Consider the following 22,094-nt stretch of genomic DNA (forward strand, 5'->3'; position numbering starts at 1 on the left):
AAGGGAAGCGGGTTTAAGGGCTGCGTGAACTATGTGCTGGGCAAGGAACAGGCGGATTTGCTCCATGCGGAGGGAGTGTTAGCGGAAAGCAACCGGGACATCATACGCAGTTTCATACTGCAAGCCGGGATGAACCCCGACCTGAAAAAGCCTGTCGGACATATTGCGCTAAGCTATTCCCCGGTGGACGCACCCAAACTGACAGACGGGAAAATGGTACAGCTTGCACAAGAGTACATGCGTGAAATGAAAATCACCGATACGCAGTACATCATCGTGCGCCACCAAGACCGGGAACATCCGCACGTGCATATCGTGTTCAACCGTATAGACAACAACGGCAAGACCATTTCGGACAAGAACGACATGTACCGCAACGAGCAGGTATGCAAGAAGCTGAAAGCCAAACACGGGCTTTATTTCGCTAAAGGCAAGGAGCATGTAAAGCAGCACCATTTGAGAGAACCGGACAGGTCGAAATACGAGATTTATAACGCTGTAAAGGATGAAATCGGGAAGTCCAAGAACTGGCAGCAGTTACAGGAGCGGTTAACGGAAAAGGGTATTACTATCCAGTTCAAGTACAAAGGACAGACTGGCGAAGTGCAGGGCATATCTTTTTCCAAAGGTGAATACACGTTCAAGGGTTCGGAAATAGACCGCAGTTTCAGTTTCTCCAAACTGGACAAATGTTTCGGGGATGTAGGGATGAACACTGCCGGAAACAATCGACAGACGATTTCCACACCTGTTCAGAAGCCAGCGCAGACACCGGGCAAAACTGATAGTCCGTTACTGGCAGGTTGGGGCGGTCTGTTCTCCGCTTCGTCCTCTCCGGCTGATGAAACGCCCGACAATCCCGGTGAAAGAAAAAAGAGGAAAAAGAAACGACACTTAAAATTATAGGAACATGGAAGAAAATTTAATTTTGGAGGGGCTTCTCTCTATGATTACGGAACTGAAAGAACGGCAGGAGAAGCAGGTAACACCAGCCAGCCGGGAGGAAACGATTAACCGACTGGATGTTATCGAGCAACGTATTTCGGATATGCAAGGTAAATCCGGCATTCCTGAAAACACGGTGCAAGAAATTCTAAACCAAATCGGCAGTATCAGAAAAGGGCAGTCCGAGAACCAAAAACAAGACCTTGAAGATATAAAAGGGCTTATCGTGACCTCTCACCGATATTTCAAGGAACGGTTAAAGGTGTTGTTCCCGGCTGATGATACAACGCCCGAAGAAGCAACGCCCGTTTCATGGTACGGCAAACTGACATACCGGGTAACTCCCTATCTGAAACCTAAGTTTTTTCTTCTTTCAGCAGGGTTTATTATCTGTATCACTTCGCTAATCCTGAATGTTCGTTTCACGGAACGGATGCAACGGTTACAGGACAATGATATAAAATACCGCTATATCCTGATGAAAGGAAAGGCAGACGGCAGCAGCCTTGATTTGCTGGAAACGAAATTCAGCCGGGAACGGGATAACGCTTTCATCCGAAGCCTGACCGATTCGGTGAAAGGCTTCGAATACCGTAGCAGGAAACAGGCGGAAGCGTTGGAACGGACAAGGCTGTTAAACGAGCAAGCCAAGCAGCTAAAGGAGGAAGCCGACAAGTTGGGCAAGCCATAAACCAAAGCAAAGCCGGAGCAGAACTGCCCCGGCTTTCAAATTCACTTCTTTTTCTTCGTGCAGTGTTCTTTCTCGAACTGGCGCAAGGTGGTAACACTGAACCGCTCCTTGATGAACTCCCGGACATCGGAAGCCTTGTAATACACTTTTCCGCTGATTGTGAAGTATGGCAGCGCACCGATAGCCCGGTAACGTTGCAAGGTCTTGATACTCACTTTGAACAACAGGCACAAGTCCTGATTATCCAGCAGGTTGTCATCTTCGGGCAGTACCCTGTCGGCATTGCGCAATACCCGTACATCCTTGCAGAGTTCTTCCAGTTTGGCGTACAGCTTCTGCATCCATACGCTGAAATCGTCATTGTCTATATACATGATTGCTTCATTTTTCTGATTATACATTATGGTTTGTCAATCGATTGATGAAGCAAAGTTCAGAAAACGAGAGCAAAGAAATTACGGGGGAACTAATGGAATCCCCTATAAACAAATCATAAGTCGTTGATTATCTATAGCCTTTCTTGTCATGTTCCTTTTTGATAAGTTCTGCCAGTCCATTAAGAAATCCGGTCAGTTTGCCCGGCTTTCGTTTTATCACGTCCTCATGTTTTTGGTAACAGTCGCCTATCCTGATGTTGAACAGCCATTCAAAGGCTTTCGCCAAGTCCACCAAATAAGCAGGTTTACCATTCTGATATATAATGTTTCTGGAAAGGAACAGACCGCTGACTATTTCCATGATGTTAACAAGGGCTGTTTTGTCAGCGAGATAGAGAGGGGAAAGTGTTTGTTTGTCAATCCGTTGTTTGAATTGTTCCGGGTACTTGATGCGCCATTCGATAAGACGGATTTCGGTGTTCAAAAGTCCTATCGCTTCATCAATTAGGTGCAGATAGGGCATTTTTTTCTTGCTCAAACCGTACACGGTACGATTTGAGACGGCACAAGCCAAAGGAAAAATAGCGAAATAAAGCACTGTAATCCTGTTTATTAATACTCAAATTAGCTACGTGAATAGCTAATTCCTCAACCGCTCCCACAAATTCGGACGCAGAAACTTTACGCTGTGAGTATTCCGATAATAAACGGAAAAAACTCTGTTGTAACAGTTTATTTATCATGTCAATAAAAGAATTTCATTTTATTATTAAAAAAAGCCGCTAAAGGGAAGAAACCCTTTCGTGGCTTTTTATCAAGTGCTTGTTTTATTACAATGTTTCTATAAGTGACTTATAGTCTTTAGCACCTTTACAAATACGTTGTTCTGCATCCGGCATCATTGTTCCGTAAAGGACAAATGGTTTTAAATAAGTCATACCAGAATAGATAGCAGTCACTTGGTATGGACGTAAAATTTCATCCACCGTGAATTGTTCCGCTCCACCGGAATGATATTCTTCTTCTGAAACTCCTGCCGCTGTTGCAATCAATAAACTTTTTCCTTTCATTCCGGGATTTTCCAAAAAGCCTAACATAAATGTATCTAACCAGTTTTTCAACATAGCTGGCGCACTTCCCCACCAAAATGGGAACTGGAACACTAATACATCCGCATGTTTTACATCATCAATGTAATTTTCTACTTTAAGAGGAACTTTGTAAATGTCTATTACTTTTACATTATCAAGACCTTTCACCGCATTAAGCATAGCGGAACATGCTTTCGACTTCTCGATGTCGGGATGAGCCGACAAAATCAGAATTTTCTTCATACTACTAATGTTTAATGATTATTATTTGAACACTTTTCCTAATGTAAACCATTGTCCGAGTTTTTCTCCTACGGCAAAATAGTCATTGCTAAAATTGTCCCAACAGACTGGATGCAGTTTACTGAAATCAAGTGTCTTTTTATCTTCTTTTAAAACCTGTTCGTCAATGGACACATTTTTAACCGTTCCGAGAATTCTTTCGGAAATCTCATCTTCTTCGGGGTCAACCCGAAGCAACTCGCATTCCATCGTGACAGGCAGCTCTCTGAAATAGGGCGCATTAACAAGCGGGCTCTTCATTGGGGAAAGTCCGCAACGCTTTACCTTATCATGGACTTTCTTTCCTGTCGCCGTCCCCAAGTAATCACATTGTGCCAATGTTTCTCGTGTGACAATGGAAACGGTAAAAGCTTGCTCCCTTTTTATATTATCCGTTGTTTTCCGGCTTTTGTACAAATTCAGCTCCACCACTTCCCATGTGGCGGTTACACCCCAAGTCGCTATCATTGCATTGGCACTTCCATCTTCGTTGTACGTTCCGATTAGCAATACCGGAGTTGGGGTAACTCCGGCTCTTTGTCCCAAATTAATCCTGCTCATTCTTGTTTATTTTTAGTATTAAAAACCATCATGTCCTGCATCTTTGAAAAACCTGCCGCCTGATACATATTGCGGCCATTGGCAGTAGTTTCAAGGAAAATCTTAGTAATGCCTTTTTCCCGTGCTTGTCCTATCAGCCAGCGGACAATACTCCTGCCTATGTGAAGATGCCTGTATTCCGGGTGTACATATATATTCATCAGGTAGGCACACTGCCCAGACGGATTGTCCGGTGACGGCATTTCATTGTAAAGGCACACACCGCCACACCCGGCGATATTGTCTTTGTATCGTGCAAGGCATGCTATATGTCCACCCCGAAGAAGCGCGTCTTGGTAATATCTCCGATTGGCTTGCACCAATGTGGGAATGTCTGTTTTGGAAAAAAGAGGGAAAACCTCTTTCATCACTTTCATTCTCCATTCCATGAGTATGTCCAGCTCTTGTATGCTTGCTTGTTGTATAGCGATTTCATTCATGAGCAACAGGTTTTCATGACTATTGGTAATGCTTTTATATTTATTTTTCCGTTGGGGGTTATCGGCATGGCATCCATTCTGACGAAGAACTCCGGTATCATGTAAACAGGAAGGTACTTCGCCATAGCTTTTTTGACAGCCATTATTCTGAATGCCTTTTTGTCTTTTGGCACAATGTAGGCTGTAAGGTACGACAATCCCCGTTCGTCTGTGCAAGGACGGATTACGCCGCTTTCTACTTCATTGCATCCGCAAAGGATGCTTTGCACTTCAAATGGTTCTACCCGCTTCCCCATTATCATCACTTGTGTGTCTTTGCGGCGGAGGAATTGTATATTCCCGTCCGCTTGTAGAACTCCTAAATCCCCGCTTCTGTATATCGTTGTCCCATTCTTTTGCGTAATGAAAGCCTCGTTTTCTCTCTTTCCTATATATCCTCTGGACACTCCTTTTCCTGATATACAGATTTCCCCGACTTCTCCGGCAGAAACAGGCTTCAAATTCTCATCAAGAATTTGAATACGAGTTCCTTTTATTGCACGCCCTATCGGGTAAGTCCCGTCCGGTAAGGGCTGTGTGTCGTTACAGCGGAAATAAGAGGCGCAGACTGTCGTTTCCGACGGTCCATAGGTATTATATATTTCAACTTGTGGCAATAAATTGGAGATGAAATTAGTTCTTAGCACATCTCCACCGCTTATGAGCAAACGCAGTGAAGCTGGTATGTTTTTCAGTTTGTTCATTTCCAATAACAAATAAGGAAATCCACTGATTATTGTAACTCCATTTCGTTCTACGAATCGCATTAAAAGTTGAACGTCTTTTTTCTCATCCTCTTGTGGAATGGCAAGTGTAGCTCCGGATAACAATGTGGTGAATACTTCTTCTACAAATATATCAAACGAACAGACGGAGTATTGCAGCATTACATCGTTTGTTGTCGGATGAAATTCATTTTCAAAAGCACGAACGTAGTGGCAGACATTGCGGTTTTCCACCATAACGCCTTTGGGTAGTCCTGTTGAACCGGATGTATAGAGTACGTAGGCAATATCTTGTGGTAGTGATTTGTCTTCTATTTCCGGTTGCCAGTTTTCAGCCTTTATCCCTTGTTCGACAAATAATAAAGGAAACCCCTGCAATTTATTTGCATATTGTTGCTCTGTGATAATGAAGTCCACTTTACATTCTTGCATGATAAAGTGCATCCGCTTTTCAGGGAAGAAAGGTTCTACCGGGACGTATGCAGCACCCGTTTTTAGTACAGCCAGCAAAGATGCCACCATTTCTACACTGTGGTTCATTACCACACCGACAAATTGGGGCTGCATTGTGAATGAAACGGCAATGGCGTTGACCAGTCTGTCCAGTTCTCGGAATGTAAGCCTACGGTTGCTGTCAAAAACTGCCAAAGCCGTAGGTTGCATTTGCACTTGTTTCTTAAAATTACCGTAAATAGTATTTTTTATCTCCATAAACCTTTGCTTTTAATTGTATTGACAATGCAAAGGTAACTGGTTTTAAACACATAGGCGATATACAAAAAAAGACAAAAATATCACTTTTCGGAACTGCTTGTGTTTCTAAACTGCAATGGTGTCATTCCTGCCATGCGAGTGAAAAAACGGATAAAATAAGAAGATGTGTTAAAATGTAGGATATAGGCTATTTCTGATATGGATAATGAAGTGTAATTTAGTAATTTACGGGCTTCATCCATTATTCGGTCTTGTATGTAAAGTTTGGTTGTTGTCCCTAATGTATTTTTCAGAACTCTATTTAAGTAATTTGTGGTTACACAGAGCCTTTCAGCATAGAATTCTGCATTATGTTCGGTTGTAAAATGTTCATTTACCAAACGGATAAATTTCTCTGCATACCGATTGGCAGATATGTCATTTACCTGTTTTTCCTCATTTTCCACATTTCTTGCTCTGTTCATGAGGGTTAATATGGCATAAAGCATGGCACGTAAAAAATGAGGGTCGATATTCTTGTGCTTGTTAATTTCCTCTTTTGCTAAAATAATTAAGTGTCGTATTTGCTCGTATAAAATATCATCAAGTATCAAAAAAGGGGACGTATGCTCAGGATGCAGATACGGTAATCTTTCTAAAAACAAAGAGTCATTAAAAAATGAAGATAAAAATTCTTCCTCAAAAAGGAGTACATAACCGTTTAGCGTGTCTGTATTTTGTAGCCAATTCCATATTTCTCCCGGAGTGGAACATATCATACATTTTGGTTTTACATTCATCTTATAATTATTAACAGAGACTTCTCCTGCGCCCTCTGTTATGAGAATGATGCGATAGAAATTATCCCGATAAATGGGTGTTTTTTTTAGCCACGGTCTTATAAACGCAATATCAACCACGTCTATTAAAAGTTTTTTATGATATTTTTCTTTATAAAATTTATATAGCGGAATTGATTTCATGATTTTGCATCATTTTTATTTTTACAAAAGTAATCATTTTGTTCATTCATTCAAAAATATATTAGATTGATTATAAATAAATTAAATAAACTTGTTTATTTATGCACCACCACTCTTATATATTTTATCTGTGGCTCAACAGAATATATTCTCACTCTTGTTTCATATAGAAACAATGTGATATTTAAAATATAGTAAATAAAAAAGTTCTTGGAAATATTGATTATTCAAAATAAATATCTACCTTTGCACGCAGAAATCGAACCTTAAACACAAAATTGTGTTGAACGGTGCAAAGTTGTGAAAACCTTATTCAAGGGACTAACATCGTAATAAAGATATAACTTATTGAGAAATAGTGCTATATAAACCGTTTTTCGGTTGCTGGTGGCACCACTTTTTAAGAAAGAAAAATCCCTGAACTTCATCGAAGTTCAGGGATTTTTCTTTTTCAAGCATAAGTAGAATAAGTGGGATTAAAGCAAACTTACGTTCTTGTTCGAGAAACTTCTTTTAAGCAAAAATGCTTCACTATGATGTAATTACTTTATTATTTTGCAATATATTGATCTTTTTATAATACGGAAGTATTATCAGACTATCCTACGTTTTCCTCCGCTCTGTTTTTCTGTTTTCACTTGTGATAATCTGCTATTTTCCTCGTAGATACAGACGGGTATTTTCGAAAGAATCCCTCAAACCTGATCCGAACAAAATTTAGATAAGTTCTGAAGTTTTGGAAGAGTAATAAGTTCCCTTTTTGATAATTAGTGTTTTATGGGACAAAAAGAATGTCTGATGATTTGGATGTAAAAAATAGGTTGAAAATCAATCTTATTTCCTGTTTTGTCGGTGGATATTCACTATATTTGTTTATGGTTTAATAAGTGATGAGATGAAAGATAATAAAGATTTGAAGTTGGCAGTTTTGATAGATGCGGATAATATCCCGTATTCGAATGTAAAAGGGATGTTGAATGAGATTGCCAAGTTCGGGATTCCGACGATTAAACGAATCTACGGAGATTGGACGAAACCGACAGTTTCCGGTTGGAAATCGTCTCTTTTGGAAAATGCAATCACTCCGATTCAGCAGTATAGTTATACTACGGGAAAAAATGCGACCGATTCGGCAATGATTATTGATGCTATGGATATATTGCATAGTGAAAAAGTCGATGGTTTCTGTATTGTTTCGAGTGATAGTGATTTTACTCGATTGGCTACCCGGTTACGGGAATCGGGAATGCTCGTTATCGGTATTGGTGAAAAGAAAACCCCAAATCCTTTTATCGTATCATGTGATAAATTTATTTATTTGGAGATTTTAAAGGTCGGAGATACTGATCTTCCGGATAAAAAAGACTTTGGAGTTGATCCTTCGGTTCAGTCGGAAGCTACAGAAAAAGAGGTTATAGGAAAGGATCTGATCAATTTGTTCAGAACGACTATCGATGATTTGGCCGATGATACCGGTTGGGCATTTCTTGCAGAGGTGGGAGGATTGATTATGAAGAAGAAACCTGATTTTGACCCTCGTAATTATGGCTTTTTGAAATTGACTCCGTTGATGAAGTCTTTGGATAAATATTTTCAGATAGAGGAACGGGAGGTTGAAAATAAACGTATCAAACATATTTATGTGAAGAATATATAATGCTATGAATGATGTTATTGTAGGAATGGGAGAAGTATTGTGGGACATGCTGCCTGAAGGAAAAAAGATCGGCGGAGCTCCTGCAAATTTTGCTTATCATGTGTCACAATATGGTTTTGACAGCTGTGTTGTGAGTGCTGTCGGTGATGATAAGTTAGGTAATGAAATCTTAGAGAGTTTTGATAATAGATATCTTAATTATTTGATTGAAAAAGTCCCTTATCCGACTGGTACGGTGCAGATCGAGCTGGACAAAGCCGGGATTCCCTGTTATGAGATAAAAGAGAATGTGGCGTGGGATAATATTCCTTTTACAGCTGATTTGGAGAAGTTGGCAAGAAAGACTCGTGCAGTTTGTTTCGGTTCATTGGCTCAACGGAATACAGTCTCTCGTGAAACGATAAATCGCTTTCTTGATGTTATGTCCGATACGGCAGGACAATATAGGGTGTTCGATGTGAATTTGCGGCAGGGATTTTATGATAAGGAAATCCTCTGTAATTCTATGAAAAGATGTAATATTCTGAAAATTAATGATGAAGAATTAATTACCGTGAGTCGAATGTTTGAATATCCTGGCATCGATTTGGAGGATAAGTGCCGAGTTCTTTTATCAGAGTATAGTTTAGAAATTCTTATTTTGACATGTGGTGTAAATGGAAGTTATGTTTTTACACGAGGAAATGTCTCTTTTGTGAATACTCCGAAAATTGAGGTTGCCGATACTGTAGGTGCAGGGGATTCTTTTACGGCAACATTTATTTCTGCGATTTTAAGAGGGAAAAGCATACGGGAAGCTCATGAATTGGCAGTTGATGTTTCTGCTTATGTATGTACTCAAAATGGGGCGATGCCTGAATTGCCGGTTTCGATAAAATCCCGATTACTTTGAGGTTATCATTCACTGATATTTTATTGTGGAGGTTGCTGATCTGTTCTTAAGAGGTTCTGTCAACAGAACCTCTTTTTGTTTTTTTAATACTGATTATTTATATCTTATATGATAACGTGTATCGAAGTTTTATATAAGGAGTCGTATATTTTATTATATATTGTTGTTAAATAACCATTATTTGTTGTTTAATTACAATATTGTTTTTATCTTTGCCATACCCCAATAACATAAAAGCCGTTAGTAGTTAACGGTAAAACCCGATACCTCGATCAAAAAAAATTGATAGAGGATGAAAAAAGATTATTTTAAAAAGTTCAAAGAACAAGATTTTGTTCGAGCTTATGAAGAGGAATTGAAGTCTCTCGGAGCATCAGCTCCGTATGTGTCACGAGATGATGTAATACTTAGGGCTTTGCATAGTGGTAAGGGCCGGTATTATATTTCTTTTGAAGAGGCATCGCGCAATGTCCGTCGTATTATGAACCGTCTGCCTTTGACATGCCGTAACGAACTTAAGGTGTCTATGTATCAAGAACTGGCGCAGAGGGTAGCAGAGTATATGAAAGAAAAGCCTTTGGCTTCTTTTAAAGATACTTTGTTTACTATATTGGCTGAAGAGAAAGCTTCTCGGTTCTTTTTCGGAATGCAGACTGCTCGTCTCATTTTATATCGTAATCAGCGAGGAGAAACTGTATGACGAGATCTGTTTGTGTATTATGTATTTTGTTTTCGTTTTTCTCTTGTAGGTCAATTCATCGGTTATCAGATCAAAAAATAGAATTGGATACGATTTCTGTTTCACAGTTTATCGTAAGAGATTCGATAAGAGATTTGTTTTACAAGTCTGAGTTTGATTCTCGGGAGTGGAATATTGTATGGGAACATGTGTTATATGGTAATAATAATGCCGACTCTTGTTTGTCTGTCAAAGAGAAACAGACGGTTTCGTTATGTTCTCGATCTGTAGCCGAACAAGAAACTATGTCGGAGAATAAATTTGTAGGGAATGTTTCGTATGATCGATTTGATAGTGTTCGTGTAGAAGTAGATCAAAGAGAAAATGTGGAAAAAGAACCGTTTCCTATTTCTTTTAATCTATTTTGGATATTGCTTGTTTTATTAGTTATGGGTATTTGTATCCGTGTATTGAAATCGTAAAATTAGATGTTATGAAAAAAATATGTGTACATATCGTTATTAGGGTAGATGAATTAATGCAGGAACTGTTGAAACGGACATCTTATATGGCTGTCTCTTTATCTCCAGATGAAACGGCAACTGAGGGTTGGAGCGACCGCTGGATATTGACTGGTGACGAATTATTATGGGCTCGTGATCGTATGCAGGAAGCTTATGATCGTATTAATGGAGTCGTTTCTGCATATCTTTCAGAAACATATGTTCCTCCTATTCAAGAGGATGTATTTAATTTTGTTTTGGTACTGCCAGAAGAATTATCTTCGGGAACGGATGGTGTCGTGAAGCGTACAGTACGCGAAGCATTTATTTCTTATGTGTTATTTTGTTGGTATATTGATCGTATTCCTGATAAAGCGTCCTATCAAATGTCTCTGTTTGAGGAAAATCTGAACTTGTTGAGAGTGCGTCTTAATAGGAGACGAGTCCCAATACGTCGGCCTGTAAGGTCTTGAAAAATATTAAATAAACTCTTATATTCTTCAAAATAAGACCTTTTTTTCAAGAGTATAATGTTAACAATTAAATAAATCTTATATTTGCGGTAGTACAAAATAGAAATAATTATATAATAATAGAATATGGATACGAATTATGTTTCAAGTTATGAGATGAAAGCCGCACAAGCGACTCTTCTTAAGAATGTTTATTTATGGATGACTGTAGCATTGGCTATTACGGGAGTTACGGCGTTGGCGGTAGTAAATTCTCCGACGTTGTCATCTTTGCTTTTCAGCGGTAGAGCTACGTTTTTTATTTTATTAATAGCAGAACTTGGGTTAGTATGGTATGTTTCGGCACGAATCATGTCTTTATCCTTTACTACGGCAACAGGTCTGTTTATGCTTTATTCTTTATTAAACGGTCTTACTCTGTCCGTACTTTTTGCTGTTTATACTCGTAGTTCGATAGCTTCTACCTTTTTTATTACGGCCGGAACTTTCGGAGCGATGAGTTTGTATGGATATTTTACGAAAAAAGATTTGTCTTCTTGGGGAAATATCTTGATTATGGCGGTAATAGGTTTGATTATTGCATCGGTAGTTAATATTTTTATGCAAAGCTCGATGATGTATTGGATCATAACCTATGCGGGAGTGTTGGTTTTTGTAGGTCTGACAGCTTATGATACGCAAAAGATTAAGCAGATGTTGGCTAATCAGGAAATAAATGAGCAGACTCAGAAACTGGCGTTGCTGGGAGCTTTGTCATTGTACCTTGATTTTATTAATTTGTTCTTGTATTTATTGCGTATTTTCGGGGACAGGAAATAAGATAGTATTTTATGGATGAAAGCCGGAAAGAGTTTTCCTGTTTTTTCTATCACAATAAAAAAGGCGCGGTTGTAATCGCGCCTTTTTTTATTGTGATTTACGGAATAATTGAATTAAAGTTTACAACCTCCGTTGCAACGGGGCTTTATCTGTTTAAAAAAGTCATTGCCTTTATTATCTACGAGAATAAAGGCAGGGAAATCTTCTACTTCAATTTTCCAGATGGCTTCCATTCCTAATTCGGGATATTCTAAGCATTCTACTTTTTTGATATTGTTTTGAGCCAGAATTGCAGCCGGTCCGCCAATACTGCCAAGGTAGAAGCCTCCGTGAGCTTTACATGCATCTGTCACTTGCTGGCTGCGGTTACCTTTTGCTATCATGATCATCGATCCCCCTTTTGATTGGAATTGATCGACATAGGAATCCATTCGACCTGCAGTTGTCGGTCCGAAAGATCCTGATGCCATTCCTTTAGGCGTTTTTGCCGGACCAGCATAATAGATCGGATGGTCTTTCAGATATTGAGGCATGTCTTCACCGGCATCTAAGCGTTCTTTGATTTTTGCGTGGGCGATATCACGACCGACGATAATCGTTCCATTCAAAGAAAGTCGTGTAGCTACCGGATATTTGTCGAGTTCGGCAAGAATCTCTTTCATTGGACGGTTTAAGTCTATTTTAACAGCATTGCCTTCTCCTGCCTGACGTAATTCTTCCGGAATCAGTTCTCCGGGTTTATCATCAAGTTTTTCGATCCAAAGTCCGTCTTTCGTGATTTTAGCTTTAATATTTCGGTCGGCAGAGCAAGATACTCCCATACCTACTGGACAAGAGGCTCCGTGTCGGGGCATGCGTATGATTCGTACATCATGTGCAAAATATTTACCGCCGAATTGTGCTCCGATACCAGATTCTTGAGCAGCTTTGAGAACTACTTTTTCGAGTTCGACATCCCTGAATGCCCGACCGTATTCATTCCCGCTTGTAGGAAGATTGTCATAATACTTGGTCGATGCCAATTTTACCGTTTTCAGATTGGTCTCGGCCGAAGTTCCACCGATTACGAAAGCTATATGGTAGGGAGGGCAAGCTGCAGTTCCCAAAGTTTTCATTTTCTCGACGAGGAATTTAACCAAGGTGTCGGGGTTAAGCAAAGCTTTTGTTTCTTGAAACAAGTACGTCTTATTGGCAGAACCACCGCCTTTGGCTACAAAAAGAAATTTATATTCCATACCATCCACGGCATAAAGGTCGATTTGTGCAGGAAGGTTACAGCCGGTATTTACTTCTTTGTACATATCTAACGGCGCATTTTGCGAGTAACGAAGGTTTTCTTCGGTATAGGTTTTATACACACCTAAAGAAAGCGCTTCTTCATCACCACCTCCTGTCCACACCTGTTGGCCTTTTTTCCCGACAATAATTGCCGTTCCGGTATCCTGACAAAATGGAAGTTGTCCTTTACATGCAACTTCTGCATTTCGTAACATGGTTAATGCTACGTATTTATCGTTTTCGCTGGCTTCAGGATCATGAAGTATTTTGGCTACCATTTCGTTATGTTCACGTCTCAACATAAATGCTACGTCACGGGTTGCCGTATTAGCCAAATGGGTAAGCGCTTCGGGCTCTACCACAAGAACTTCTTTACCGTGGCAGGTTTCTACCGATACACCATCTTTGGTAAGTAAATAATATTCGGTAGTGTCTTTTCCCAGAGGAAAAGGTTCTTGATACTTAAAAGGTTTTGTCGCCATACTTTTTTATGTTTAAATAATTTGAATGTTCTTAGAAGCTGTCTAAATTTTCCGATAACAAGAAATATATCCGGCTTTGGAGGCTCTTTTCCTATTGTTACACGTCTCATAGTTCATAGTGCTCCTTATCGGAACTGAAAAATGCTCTTAAAACAACTCTCCAAAAATGTCTGTACAAAATTTAGACATACTTTTAGTTCTTGATTTTACAAAGGTACACGATCTTTTTATAACAAGAAAGCGGCTTCAGGATAATTTCTGTCTATAAAGTCTAATTTAATGTTCTCTGAATAGGATATATCTTTTTTATCAGACCATCTAAATGGTATATAAACCATATTTTTACTTGAATGTACTCTTTTTTATAATTATAACATAGAATTTCTTGATTATGTTATTTTCTTTGTGTTGTAAAAATACTACAATTGTATGGTTTTTATTATTTATTATTAAACAAACGATTATGAGAAGTTTTGAAGAAAGAGTGAATGAACGACCGAAAGTGCGTTCGCGCCAGATTATTCTGGAGAAATTGGGAAAACGTTTCCCTGACCGTCTTTTAGACAGTGACGATGCATTTTTTGATGCTTTAGTAGAATATGATACGCATTTGTGCGATCGGTATGAAAAGTTGCGGGATGACCAGACAAAACTTGCCGCACTTTTTATCAGCAATCCGAAAATGGGTGGGTTTATTTCTGATGTGATATCGGGAGAAGATGCATTGGTCGCTTGTGTAAGGTATTTTGGGAAGGATGTGTTAGAGTGTGCCAATGATGAAAACCGTATGGCGCAATTACAAAAAGAAAATGATGAATTTTTAGCTCGTATGTCGGCGAACCGTACGCTTGAAAAGGAGATGGCCGAGAATTGGGAACATAGTAAACGTGCGATCAGCCGGTTTAAGGAAGCGAAAAATATGAGTGACAATGATTTCGATAATTTTCTTGAAAGGGTGCATCATATTTGTGAACATGTGTTTATGAGCGACTTTACACCAGATGTTTTGGAGATATTATTTAAAGGTGTCAATTATGATAACGATCTGGGATGTGCAGAGAGGGCTGCAGAAGTAAGAGGTCGTAACGAACGCATTTTGCTGGAGAAAAGACAATCGGAGGGAGACTCCTTGCCGGGATTACATAACAACCGTTCGTCAAGGAGTGAAGAGGAAGAGAATCTGACTCCGGGATTCGGATTGAGACGTCGTCGCAGTGTGTGGGATATGTAAAATCAAATAAACATTTAATGAATTAACATCAGCAAGTATAATTAACCGATTATTTATCTTTTAAAAACAATTAGCAATGAATAAAGTATTTAAGTTTTTGAAATCGAAAGATTTCTGGTTTTGGATGTTTGCAATTCTGATCTTGGTTTTATTGACTGTAATTTATCGGGATTGTGCGTTTGCAATGGCGGCAGTAATACCGGGTGTGTCGGGTGGAAAGATATTAACCGGAGAACCATTGACTACGGATATTAGCCGTCGTGAAAGCGAAGGTCTTCTCATGAGTGAAGTTGATAAACGGATTACAAAAATACGTCCTATGTCTACCCCGATAGATCAATTATCTCGTTGGACGGGAGCTCGCCGTTCGGGATCTATGATTGTTGATTATTATTCGGTAGATGTAAAACCAACTAAAGCGACATTGAATGTTGCTTATACAGAGCCAACTTCCTCTAATGTTACGGCTGCTTCTCAGAAGGTCAAGTTGAATACGACGAATAATGATATTTTTGAAGTCTCAGAAACAATTCTTGTTCAGGGAGTTAAGGGATATGAGGCTGACGGAGTGACGGAGTCGAAAGCCGATTTGGTACTTTATATTTCTAGTAAAGAAGAAAATGGAGAATTGAATGTTTATGCGATTAACGGGAAAAAGATCGGATCAATTGAGAATTGTGTCCCTTCTATCGATAAAGGTACGACATTTATACGGATGGGACGTGCAGCTACAGAGTTGGATGTGCAAACCGCACAATTCGAGGCGCTTCCAGTGAAAGAGCAGAATTTCTGTCAGATATTTAAGATGCAGGTGGAACAATCTACTTTTCAGAAAATTGCGAATAAAGAGGTGGAATGGGATTTTTCTGATTCTGAGGAAGCTGCAATTTATGATATGCGTCTGGGTATGGAAAAAACATTTATGTTCGGCGTAAAGCGTATGATATATGATTCTAAAAAAAAGGAAAATGTCTCTTTGACAGGCGGTATTTGGTGGCAAGCCGGAAAAGAATATGAATTTGATCCGAAAGTTGATCTTACTCAAAATGATCTTATTGATATCATGAAAGAAGCGTTTACCGGAAATGGAGGAAATAAACGAAAAGTGTTGATCGGCGGTTCGGATTTTATCGGTCGCATAAACAAACTGGAGATTACCAAAGTGGTATCGGCTAACGATGATTTTGTGAAATGGGGAATAGACTTTTCTGAAATTAAATCAAAATTCGGTAAGCTCTTTATCTTGTATTCCGAGGTTTTTGATGACTGTGGTATGAGTGATTATGGGTTTATTTTCGACCCAGAGTTTATCTCAAAATGGGCTCACGTACCATTCGGAAGTCAGAAACTCGATCTGAAGGGTGCTGGTATCCGGAATACTGATGCTCTTGTACTTACAGAAGCAAGTTGTTTAACCTTACGTTATCCGGCAGCTCATATGCGTATCGTTCCGAAAACGGCATAACTTTTTGATAATGATGATGTGATCTGTCCCGGATCACATCATCTCGATTATTAATTTCCAAATTTTAGAATATGAAAAATATAAGAACATACGAGACTCGCCATGGAAATTTAAGTACGGTTGTACAAGTCGGAAACCGTAACGTACGTATTCGTTTTATCTCGAAAGATAATGTTCATGGCTATTATGCAACAACAGATGTCGATTTACAAAAAGCAATTGAATCGGACAGAGGGTATGGTAGTAAATTTTATTTAGTGAAAGAACCTTGTTCTTGTTGTGAAGAGATGATTGATTTGAAACCGATCCCTGATGTTAAAACTTGGCAGAAGGCTAAAGAATTGTTGAGAAAAAAGCCTTATTCGGTTTCTGAGCACGAATTGTCTTCTCCTGAGAAAATTGAAAGGGTGGCCAAAGAGAAGGGGATAATGTTCCCTTTGTTGAAGAGTAATTTATAAAAAAGTGGGAATCAGATATGTTGGAATCGGAAGAAAAGTGGTTGAAGAAAATCCGGACGAATATGGAAGAATTGCTTCCGGAGAATGAGACTGCTGAAATAGACATTTTTGGAGTTGATGTGGGAGAGTATATCCGTGCTAAACTTCCGGATGCGATTACTCGAGTATTTATCACAGCTCCGGTTCATCTGTTGGAAGGAAAGGAATGTAAAGATGTTTTATTTCCGGAAAAACGTCAGGATGGGAGTGGTAGAGTGGTTTTCCCGGAAAAGGTGTTGAGGATACTCTCTTTTAAAATGAAAGGATGGAATCGTCCGGTAACTCGGTTTATAGATTCTCGCCATGCCAAAAGCGAACTGCAATATAACCGGTATGTGCGCGGCGGGGTAAATAAGCCCGTTGCTGTTTTATCGATGTCTGCATCGGGTAGAGTTATTCTGGATTATTATTCATTGCCTGCATTTTTACGAACTCATGAGGTTGATAGTGCAGTGTATATACCTGTTCCCGAAATACAGAATGGCGGTTATGATGTCCCGATCAGGTTGACGGATGCTGTTGGATATGTATGTGCAGCTATGGTTTATGAGATATTGGGTCAATCGGATATGGCGGTGCAAATGTCGGGAAGAGTCGTATTACCGGAATTATAGATTATAAATAAACTATTATAAAATCAGAGGAATGTTTACACAAGGAAAATTTATGGGATATTATTGGGGAGTCGGAGCATTTTTGTCCAAACACCCTAACGGAGGAATTCCCGGAGGTTTTTTCGTGAACGGAGAGACCAATTCGATATGGGTATGGGATTTTCTCAACAAGAAATGGATCGACAGCAATCGGGTGGAAGGTCCGTTGCAAGGAGTGGTAGATGATCCGGCAACGTTTGAGCCGAATGCTAAATTGGGAATAAAAACGACATATTTGTATTTGTCGAATAAGCCGGGTAACATCACATTTGCCAATTTTTTTAATTCGGGTGTTCCGATAGAGGTTTCTACCGAAACGAATGCTGTTATAATGTTGTTTTGGAATGGCGATTATTGGGAGACGTCTGTCGTACCTATTTATGGAGATGTGTCGGACAAGGCCGACAAAGATCTGTCGAACGTCACAGAAGGAGATATTAGTTTAAAGGCTGGGATTTATGAATTAGAGGGTAGTGACCAGCCGTTCAGGGCGTTGACGCTGCACCATTCAGGCGACCTGTATCATGCCATCGGGATCAATGATAATGGGCAGCCTGTCGCAGGAACTGGAACGGAAGGTCTTGATGGATATTTCAGAGAAAAGTGTCTTGCATATGCCGATCTGACGAATGTCACGGATGAAGACCTGGTCAAGGTTCTTTATGGATCGGGTTACGACAGTAGTGCGGAAGCATTCAGGGAATTTATCACGACAGTACCGGAATCGCTAAAAGTAATAAACAAGTCGGTTATAGACAATACCACATCTTCCGGCAGTTATATTGTCATCGATAATCAGATGAATGTAACCACGTATTTGCTTTTGCTGGTAGATATGAGAGTAAATACGATAAACAGAAAAAAAACTTATACACAGAAATTATTCGGAGACCCGGCAGGCGAAGTATTAGTAAGGGAAAAATCCGGAGACTCGGCATGGAGCGAATGGACATCCCCCTTTGTCTCCGTAGATCTGACGAATGTAGATAAAAAAGCAATACAGGAAAAAGTCGGTATTTATGAATCGGAATATACCGACGATACGGATGCTTCCCGCCGCTTTATAGCATTAAAGGTCTGGGATGATGCCGATAATAATCGCAGTATCGGCATCACATCGGAAGGAGAGCCGTTCATAACCTTGTTAGATCCGGAGGAAAACCCGGAACGGATACCTCTTGCTATTGCAAAAAATGCAAGTGATTCGGAAGCCGGTCTGATGCCATCATCGGACAAACAGAAACTGGACTCGATCGAAATAATAGAGATCGATCTCAATACTGCTGATGGTACGGAAGAAATAGCCGATGCGGATACCGACATACCGTTTTTAGGAAACAACACATTCAATGATATAATAACAAATGTTGCGACAGGGACAAGATACCTGTTTTATTATAAATATACCGTTGAAGATACAACCTATACAGGGAATTTTGTTTTTGCGACAGAAAATGACGGAGAAAACGGTAAAATAACCTTTACCAATCCGGAGTCTCTCGTCTACATGATTATAGAGAAAATAAGACCGGATATGCCGATCCAAATAGCAGTAACGACACCATAAAATCTAAAAACAAAGCATAAAGATGAAACAGACAATCATGCCCTTAGACAAGAATCTGAATCCCGTACCGGTGATGCCAATAGGGATCTCCCAAGACATCACGGACGGAACACTTCCGTCAGGAGCGAGCCGCATAGTTCGGATAACGGCCGTCAGTGACTGCCGGCTCTGGCAATATAGAGGAGAAAAAACCGGCAGCGGAGTTCTCCTCCCGTCCGGACAGACAGAATATTTTTCGGTATATGAGGGGTATTCGATAGACATATCAGGAACAGCAAACGTAATGGAATGATGAACGGATTAGGGAACTTAGGACATTTAGGGAAGCTTGGTCACGTTTCAACCTCCGGGATGAACCATTTGGAAGTAGAGGCCTCCGGCCGAGCCTTTCCGATCTGGAACACGAAAGTGGGAGACGATAAACTGTTGTCCCTATCGATACACGGACTTACGGAACAGAGCGGTACACCGACCCCTGCGAATCCCGTACCTATGCGATCGGTAGGAGACACAGGACTGTTATTGTCAGTTATGGCAGACAAGGAATGCAGCGATTACCAGCTGTTGAACATCAAGGCAGCGATGAACAAAGCGGGACATGACGGTATCCTTCGATCGGTAAACGGCATATACGATGAAGTGGTCTATGACGGGAAGAAGTGGAAGCTGATACAGCGGATAGGTGTGAGTACAGGATTCACCGTTACTTCAATCTCTACGATTAATACTAACGGAGATTTAAGAGAAGTCCTTATAAGAGGATTGGTAAAAGGCACACAAGTAACCCCTGATGTATCTGTTTTTTACAGCAACAAATTCTATTATACGGGTGATTCCACATCCAATAAGTGGAATAATGTATATGGCGTATATACTAATTCTTTAAGATACGGATTTTATGTCGTATATGATATAAACGATTATCCTACGGAAGATGATTTAAAGGCTATGATAGAGGATGAAAGCACTATCTATTATTATGTATTATTTACTCCGATAGAATATCCGCTTGACTTACCTGTAATAACGACCTACGACGAACAAACCTATTTCGCCAGTAATGCCGCCGAAGCAAAACCTCGTATGGTTGCCCAATGTAAAGTATCGAAAGCATTGGATTACATTCGGGAGGGTCTGATCGGCTACTATACAGGGAGAGGAAGAAGCAACGATGACGAAAATAAAAACATCCTTCCGGATCTATCCGGCAACGGCAACGACCTTGAAAACAAAAACTTCGCATATACGATAAACTCCGGCTATGGAGACGGCTATATCCAATATGACGGGATAGACGATTTCAGTATGTTACCGCTCGGCAAGAACTTTAAAAGCGGAGTCAAGGCCCAGATGTTCGTATTCTCAGCGACTCAGTCAACGACAGAAACAGACAACAAGTGGAACGGCGGAATCGTTAGGGAACATTATTTCGCAATACAAAGAAATCAAGTTCCGGCTAAATCAGACTACGAACAAGTCTATTTAAACGGAACAGATGTAAAGACGACAGGTTTCAAAATAAACGGTTCGACAGAAATAAATACTATCGTCATATCAAAAACGAAAAACGTATCGGATTTCAATAAGAACTTAAATATCAGTACAATTCTGAATGCACCCGTTTATTGTATAAAACAGAGATTCCATGACGCCTTATTATACGACAGGATATTAACCGAAGAGGAGATACAGCATAACTATAAAGTCTCGTGTCAGTACAACGGAGAAGATATAAACGGCAAGTCCGAAGAAACTACGGCCAGTGGAGACAACGGTTTCACAGTTTACAACTCTTTACCCGGAATATTCAAAGAACTCACCGTTTACGGCAAATCAATCCAAGACGGTACACCGACCCCTGCGAATCCGATACCGATAAAATCAGTAGGAGATACCCCGTTGATACTGATAATCAGTAACGGTACGGAAACACAACAGATAAACTTCGGAGATATTAAATTGAGATCTGTCGGAACAGTATCGGACGAACTTGTATTTGATAACAGTGTCGGGAAATGGAAACTGATGCAGCGGATAAAGGAATATAGCGTTGACGACCTTTCCACTCCGGGAAATTACAGTTTTAAAAATTGGGAGAGCGGAGATAATGTACACTATGCTATTTATTATAAGACGCCGCAAGATGATTTAGTATCAAATACAAACTCTCCGTTTATGTCAGATTATTCAGATAAACCTTTTTGGCCGGGAACAATACAAAAGGGAGTCGGATACTATTTCGGAGAGTTGTGTTTTTCCATGCTAAACGGAGAAACGACGGAAACAGAAGCATTGAGCATAACCAAAGGAAGACATTATCAAGGGTTGTTGATTACTCCGATAGAAACCGAATTAGACTTTGAATCCCCGAAAACTTTTTCCGGAGAAGTTATGGTAACCACCAATCAGGAAACCGTACATCCGTATATGACCGCCCGAATAGCAGTAGGAGAAAAATTGGTTTTACCCGCTGATCCATTAGCCGTATATATATCCGGAAAACAAACAACAGAAGATAACACATTTAAAGACCAATCAGGAAACGGCAATGATATACCGTTATATAATCTTGCCCATAGTGCGGAATCCGGATTCTTTCAGGGTGCATTACACCTTGACGGAGTAGACGACACCGGCCGATTACCGCTTGAATCGTTCAATCCTGCAATAACAGCGGAAACAAGTATCTTTTTATCCGGCAAAGTCAATGAAACAGGTACTAAATATTTCAGTTATTTACGAACGAGAGATGGCGTATCTACAGCATTATCAAGATTAATACCGGGCAACACAGGTCTTTTTATAGCATATTATCCGTTATCCTTAACCGGCAATCCGGATGTCAACCTATTGAATAGCTATAAGCTGACATATAACAATAATAATATGTTAGACCAACTATTATCACCGGCAAACAAAACTTACTACAATTTAGCCGGTTTTTTACAAGGCGGATCACAAGTAGAATTAGGGAAATTAGATTACCGCTATCTGATAATCTATCCCCGCAACCTTACGGAAGAAGAACAGGC

24 protein-coding genes are annotated in these 22,094 nt (G+C 39.9%); 15 read left to right on the top strand and 9 right to left on the bottom strand.

Annotated features, from left to right (window positions below; translation table 11 throughout):
* Positions 1-906 (top strand): relaxase/mobilization nuclease domain-containing protein (locus tag Q0093_RS13690; RefSeq protein ID WP_297931538.1); only part of this gene is annotated, 906 nt, incomplete at its 5' end.
* Positions 907-910: 4 nt separating this feature from the next.
* The gene (locus Q0093_RS13695; RefSeq protein ID WP_297931542.1) at positions 911-1,636 is read left to right on the top strand and encodes a hypothetical protein; all 726 of its coding nucleotides are present in this window, start codon (positions 911-913) and stop codon (positions 1,634-1,636) included.
* Between the two features lie 41 nt (positions 1,637-1,677).
* Here the strand turns inward: Q0093_RS13695 and Q0093_RS13700 are convergent, their stop codons facing one another.
* The 8 genes from Q0093_RS13700 to Q0093_RS13735 form a co-directional block, all read right to left on the bottom strand.
* Positions 1,678-2,010, bottom strand: a complete 333-nt coding sequence (locus Q0093_RS13700; RefSeq protein ID WP_005645903.1) for a helix-turn-helix domain-containing protein — start codon at positions 2,008-2,010, stop codon at positions 1,678-1,680.
* A gap of 130 nt (positions 2,011-2,140) precedes the next feature.
* The gene (locus Q0093_RS13705) at positions 2,141-2,560 is read right to left on the bottom strand and encodes an RteC domain-containing protein (protein WP_297931546.1); all 420 of its coding nucleotides are present in this window, start codon (positions 2,558-2,560) and stop codon (positions 2,141-2,143) included.
* The gene (locus tag Q0093_RS13710; RefSeq protein ID WP_297931599.1) at positions 2,514-2,753 is read right to left on the bottom strand and encodes a hypothetical protein; all 240 of its coding nucleotides are present in this window, start codon (positions 2,751-2,753) and stop codon (positions 2,514-2,516) included. The genes Q0093_RS13705 and Q0093_RS13710 overlap by 47 nt, the downstream gene beginning before the upstream one ends.
* A 90-nt stretch (positions 2,754-2,843) precedes the next feature.
* A complete protein-coding gene (locus Q0093_RS13715; protein WP_297931548.1) occupies positions 2,844-3,347 on the bottom strand; it encodes an NAD(P)H-dependent oxidoreductase in 504 nt (167 codons plus the stop codon).
* A 21-nt stretch (positions 3,348-3,368) separates the two neighbouring features.
* Positions 3,369-3,947 carry a flavin reductase gene (locus tag Q0093_RS13720; protein WP_297931551.1) on the bottom strand — a complete coding sequence of 193 codons (579 nt, stop codon included), beginning with the start codon at positions 3,945-3,947 and terminating at the stop codon, positions 3,369-3,371.
* A complete protein-coding gene (locus Q0093_RS13725; RefSeq protein WP_297931554.1) occupies positions 3,944-4,426 on the bottom strand; it encodes a GNAT family N-acetyltransferase in 483 nt (160 codons plus the stop codon). Before Q0093_RS13725 ends, Q0093_RS13720 begins: the two co-directional genes overlap by 4 nt.
* Positions 4,423-5,901 carry an amino acid adenylation domain-containing protein gene (locus tag Q0093_RS13730; RefSeq protein ID WP_297931557.1) on the bottom strand — a complete coding sequence of 493 codons (1,479 nt, stop codon included), beginning with the start codon at positions 5,899-5,901 and terminating at the stop codon, positions 4,423-4,425. Before Q0093_RS13730 ends, Q0093_RS13725 begins: the two co-directional genes overlap by 4 nt.
* An 83-nt stretch (positions 5,902-5,984) precedes the next feature.
* Positions 5,985-6,866, bottom strand: coding sequence for an AraC family transcriptional regulator (locus Q0093_RS13735; protein WP_297931560.1), 882 nt, complete (start codon positions 6,864-6,866; stop codon positions 5,985-5,987).
* Between the two features lie 895 nt (positions 6,867-7,761).
* On the opposite strand from Q0093_RS13735, the gene Q0093_RS13740 reads away from it, so the two are divergent.
* The 6 genes from Q0093_RS13740 (at position 7,762) to Q0093_RS13765 (ending at position 11,889) form a co-directional block, all read left to right on the top strand.
* Entirely contained in the window at positions 7,762-8,523 is a 762-nt protein-coding gene (locus Q0093_RS13740; protein WP_297931563.1) for an NYN domain-containing protein, read from the top strand.
* Positions 8,524-8,527: 4 nt separating this feature from the next.
* Complete coding sequence (locus Q0093_RS13745; protein ID WP_297931565.1) at positions 8,528-9,415, top strand: carbohydrate kinase; 888 nt, start codon at positions 8,528-8,530, stop codon at positions 9,413-9,415.
* A gap of 292 nt (positions 9,416-9,707) precedes the next feature.
* Positions 9,708-10,115, top strand: a complete 408-nt coding sequence (locus tag Q0093_RS13750) for a hypothetical protein (RefSeq protein WP_294177165.1) — start codon at positions 9,708-9,710, stop codon at positions 10,113-10,115.
* Between the two features lie 83 nt (positions 10,116-10,198).
* On the top strand, positions 10,199-10,576 hold the full coding sequence (locus Q0093_RS13755; RefSeq protein ID WP_297931568.1) for a hypothetical protein: 378 nt from the start codon (positions 10,199-10,201) through the stop codon (positions 10,574-10,576).
* Positions 10,577-10,587: 11 nt separating this feature from the next.
* Positions 10,588-11,070 carry a hypothetical protein gene (locus tag Q0093_RS13760; RefSeq protein WP_297931571.1) on the top strand — a complete coding sequence of 161 codons (483 nt, stop codon included), beginning with the start codon at positions 10,588-10,590 and terminating at the stop codon, positions 11,068-11,070.
* Positions 11,071-11,196: 126 nt separating this feature from the next.
* Positions 11,197-11,889, top strand: a complete 693-nt coding sequence (locus Q0093_RS13765; RefSeq protein ID WP_297931574.1) for a Bax inhibitor-1/YccA family protein — start codon at positions 11,197-11,199, stop codon at positions 11,887-11,889.
* A 113-nt stretch (positions 11,890-12,002) separates the two neighbouring features.
* Here the strand turns inward: Q0093_RS13765 and Q0093_RS13770 are convergent, their stop codons facing one another.
* The gene (locus Q0093_RS13770; protein WP_009319080.1) at positions 12,003-13,649 is read right to left on the bottom strand and encodes a fumarate hydratase; all 1,647 of its coding nucleotides are present in this window, start codon (positions 13,647-13,649) and stop codon (positions 12,003-12,005) included.
* A gap of 463 nt (positions 13,650-14,112) precedes the next feature.
* On the opposite strand from Q0093_RS13770, the gene Q0093_RS13775 reads away from it, so the two are divergent.
* The 7 genes from Q0093_RS13775 to Q0093_RS13805 form a co-directional block, all read left to right on the top strand.
* Positions 14,113-14,880 (top strand): hypothetical protein, encoded by a 768-nt coding sequence (locus Q0093_RS13775; RefSeq protein ID WP_297931577.1) that lies wholly within the window; start codon positions 14,113-14,115, stop codon positions 14,878-14,880.
* Between the two features lie 76 nt (positions 14,881-14,956).
* Positions 14,957-16,345, top strand: a complete 1,389-nt coding sequence (locus Q0093_RS13780) for an Ig-like domain-containing protein (protein ID WP_297931580.1) — start codon at positions 14,957-14,959, stop codon at positions 16,343-16,345.
* Between the two features lie 71 nt (positions 16,346-16,416).
* Positions 16,417-16,803 (top strand): hypothetical protein, encoded by a 387-nt coding sequence (locus Q0093_RS13785; RefSeq protein ID WP_297931583.1) that lies wholly within the window; start codon positions 16,417-16,419, stop codon positions 16,801-16,803.
* Between the two features lie 17 nt (positions 16,804-16,820).
* Positions 16,821-17,456 carry a hypothetical protein gene (locus Q0093_RS13790; protein ID WP_297931586.1) on the top strand — a complete coding sequence of 212 codons (636 nt, stop codon included), beginning with the start codon at positions 16,821-16,823 and terminating at the stop codon, positions 17,454-17,456.
* A 31-nt stretch (positions 17,457-17,487) separates the two neighbouring features.
* Positions 17,488-19,062 (top strand): hypothetical protein, encoded by a 1,575-nt coding sequence (locus tag Q0093_RS13795; protein WP_297931589.1) that lies wholly within the window; start codon positions 17,488-17,490, stop codon positions 19,060-19,062.
* 22 nt (positions 19,063-19,084) lie between these two features.
* Complete coding sequence (locus tag Q0093_RS13800; protein WP_297931593.1) at positions 19,085-19,354, top strand: hypothetical protein; 270 nt, start codon at positions 19,085-19,087, stop codon at positions 19,352-19,354.
* The coding region (locus tag Q0093_RS13805; protein WP_297931596.1) for a hypothetical protein at positions 19,351-22,094 on the top strand (2,744 nt) is incomplete at its 3' end. The genes Q0093_RS13800 and Q0093_RS13805, both read left to right, overlap by 4 nt.

The organism is uncultured Coprobacter sp. (genome assembly GCF_947855755.1).
Taxonomy (GTDB): domain Bacteria; phylum Bacteroidota; class Bacteroidia; order Bacteroidales; family Coprobacteraceae; genus Coprobacter.

Coding starts and splice junctions, on each gene's coding strand:
- Q0093_RS13695 (WP_297931542.1), top strand. CDS start 911: ATGGAAGAAAATTTAATTTTGGAGGGGCTTCTCTCTATGATTACGGAA.
- Q0093_RS13700 (WP_005645903.1), bottom strand. CDS start 2,010: ATGTATATAGACAATGACGATTTCAGCGTATGGATGCAGAAGCTGTAC.
- Q0093_RS13715 (WP_297931548.1), bottom strand. CDS start 3,347: ATGAAGAAAATTCTGATTTTGTCGGCTCATCCCGACATCGAGAAGTCG.
- Q0093_RS13720 (WP_297931551.1), bottom strand. CDS start 3,947: ATGAGCAGGATTAATTTGGGACAAAGAGCCGGAGTTACCCCAACTCCG.
- Q0093_RS13725 (WP_297931554.1), bottom strand. CDS start 4,426: ATGAATGAAATCGCTATACAACAAGCAAGCATACAAGAGCTGGACATA.
- Q0093_RS13730 (WP_297931557.1), bottom strand. CDS start 5,901: ATGGAGATAAAAAATACTATTTACGGTAATTTTAAGAAACAAGTGCAA.
- Q0093_RS13735 (WP_297931560.1), bottom strand. CDS start 6,866: ATGAAATCAATTCCGCTATATAAATTTTATAAAGAAAAATATCATAAA.
- Q0093_RS13740 (WP_297931563.1), top strand. CDS start 7,762: ATGAAAGATAATAAAGATTTGAAGTTGGCAGTTTTGATAGATGCGGAT.
- Q0093_RS13745 (WP_297931565.1), top strand. CDS start 8,528: ATGAATGATGTTATTGTAGGAATGGGAGAAGTATTGTGGGACATGCTG.
- Q0093_RS13750 (WP_294177165.1), top strand. CDS start 9,708: ATGAAAAAAGATTATTTTAAAAAGTTCAAAGAACAAGATTTTGTTCGA.
- Q0093_RS13760 (WP_297931571.1), top strand. CDS start 10,588: ATGAAAAAAATATGTGTACATATCGTTATTAGGGTAGATGAATTAATG.
- Q0093_RS13765 (WP_297931574.1), top strand. CDS start 11,197: ATGGATACGAATTATGTTTCAAGTTATGAGATGAAAGCCGCACAAGCG.
- Q0093_RS13770 (WP_009319080.1), bottom strand. CDS start 13,649: ATGGCGACAAAACCTTTTAAGTATCAAGAACCTTTTCCTCTGGGAAAA.
- Q0093_RS13775 (WP_297931577.1), top strand. CDS start 14,113: ATGAGAAGTTTTGAAGAAAGAGTGAATGAACGACCGAAAGTGCGTTCG.
- Q0093_RS13780 (WP_297931580.1), top strand. CDS start 14,957: ATGAATAAAGTATTTAAGTTTTTGAAATCGAAAGATTTCTGGTTTTGG.
- Q0093_RS13785 (WP_297931583.1), top strand. CDS start 16,417: ATGAAAAATATAAGAACATACGAGACTCGCCATGGAAATTTAAGTACG.
- Q0093_RS13790 (WP_297931586.1), top strand. CDS start 16,821: ATGTTGGAATCGGAAGAAAAGTGGTTGAAGAAAATCCGGACGAATATG.
- Q0093_RS13795 (WP_297931589.1), top strand. CDS start 17,488: ATGTTTACACAAGGAAAATTTATGGGATATTATTGGGGAGTCGGAGCA.
- Q0093_RS13800 (WP_297931593.1), top strand. CDS start 19,085: ATGAAACAGACAATCATGCCCTTAGACAAGAATCTGAATCCCGTACCG.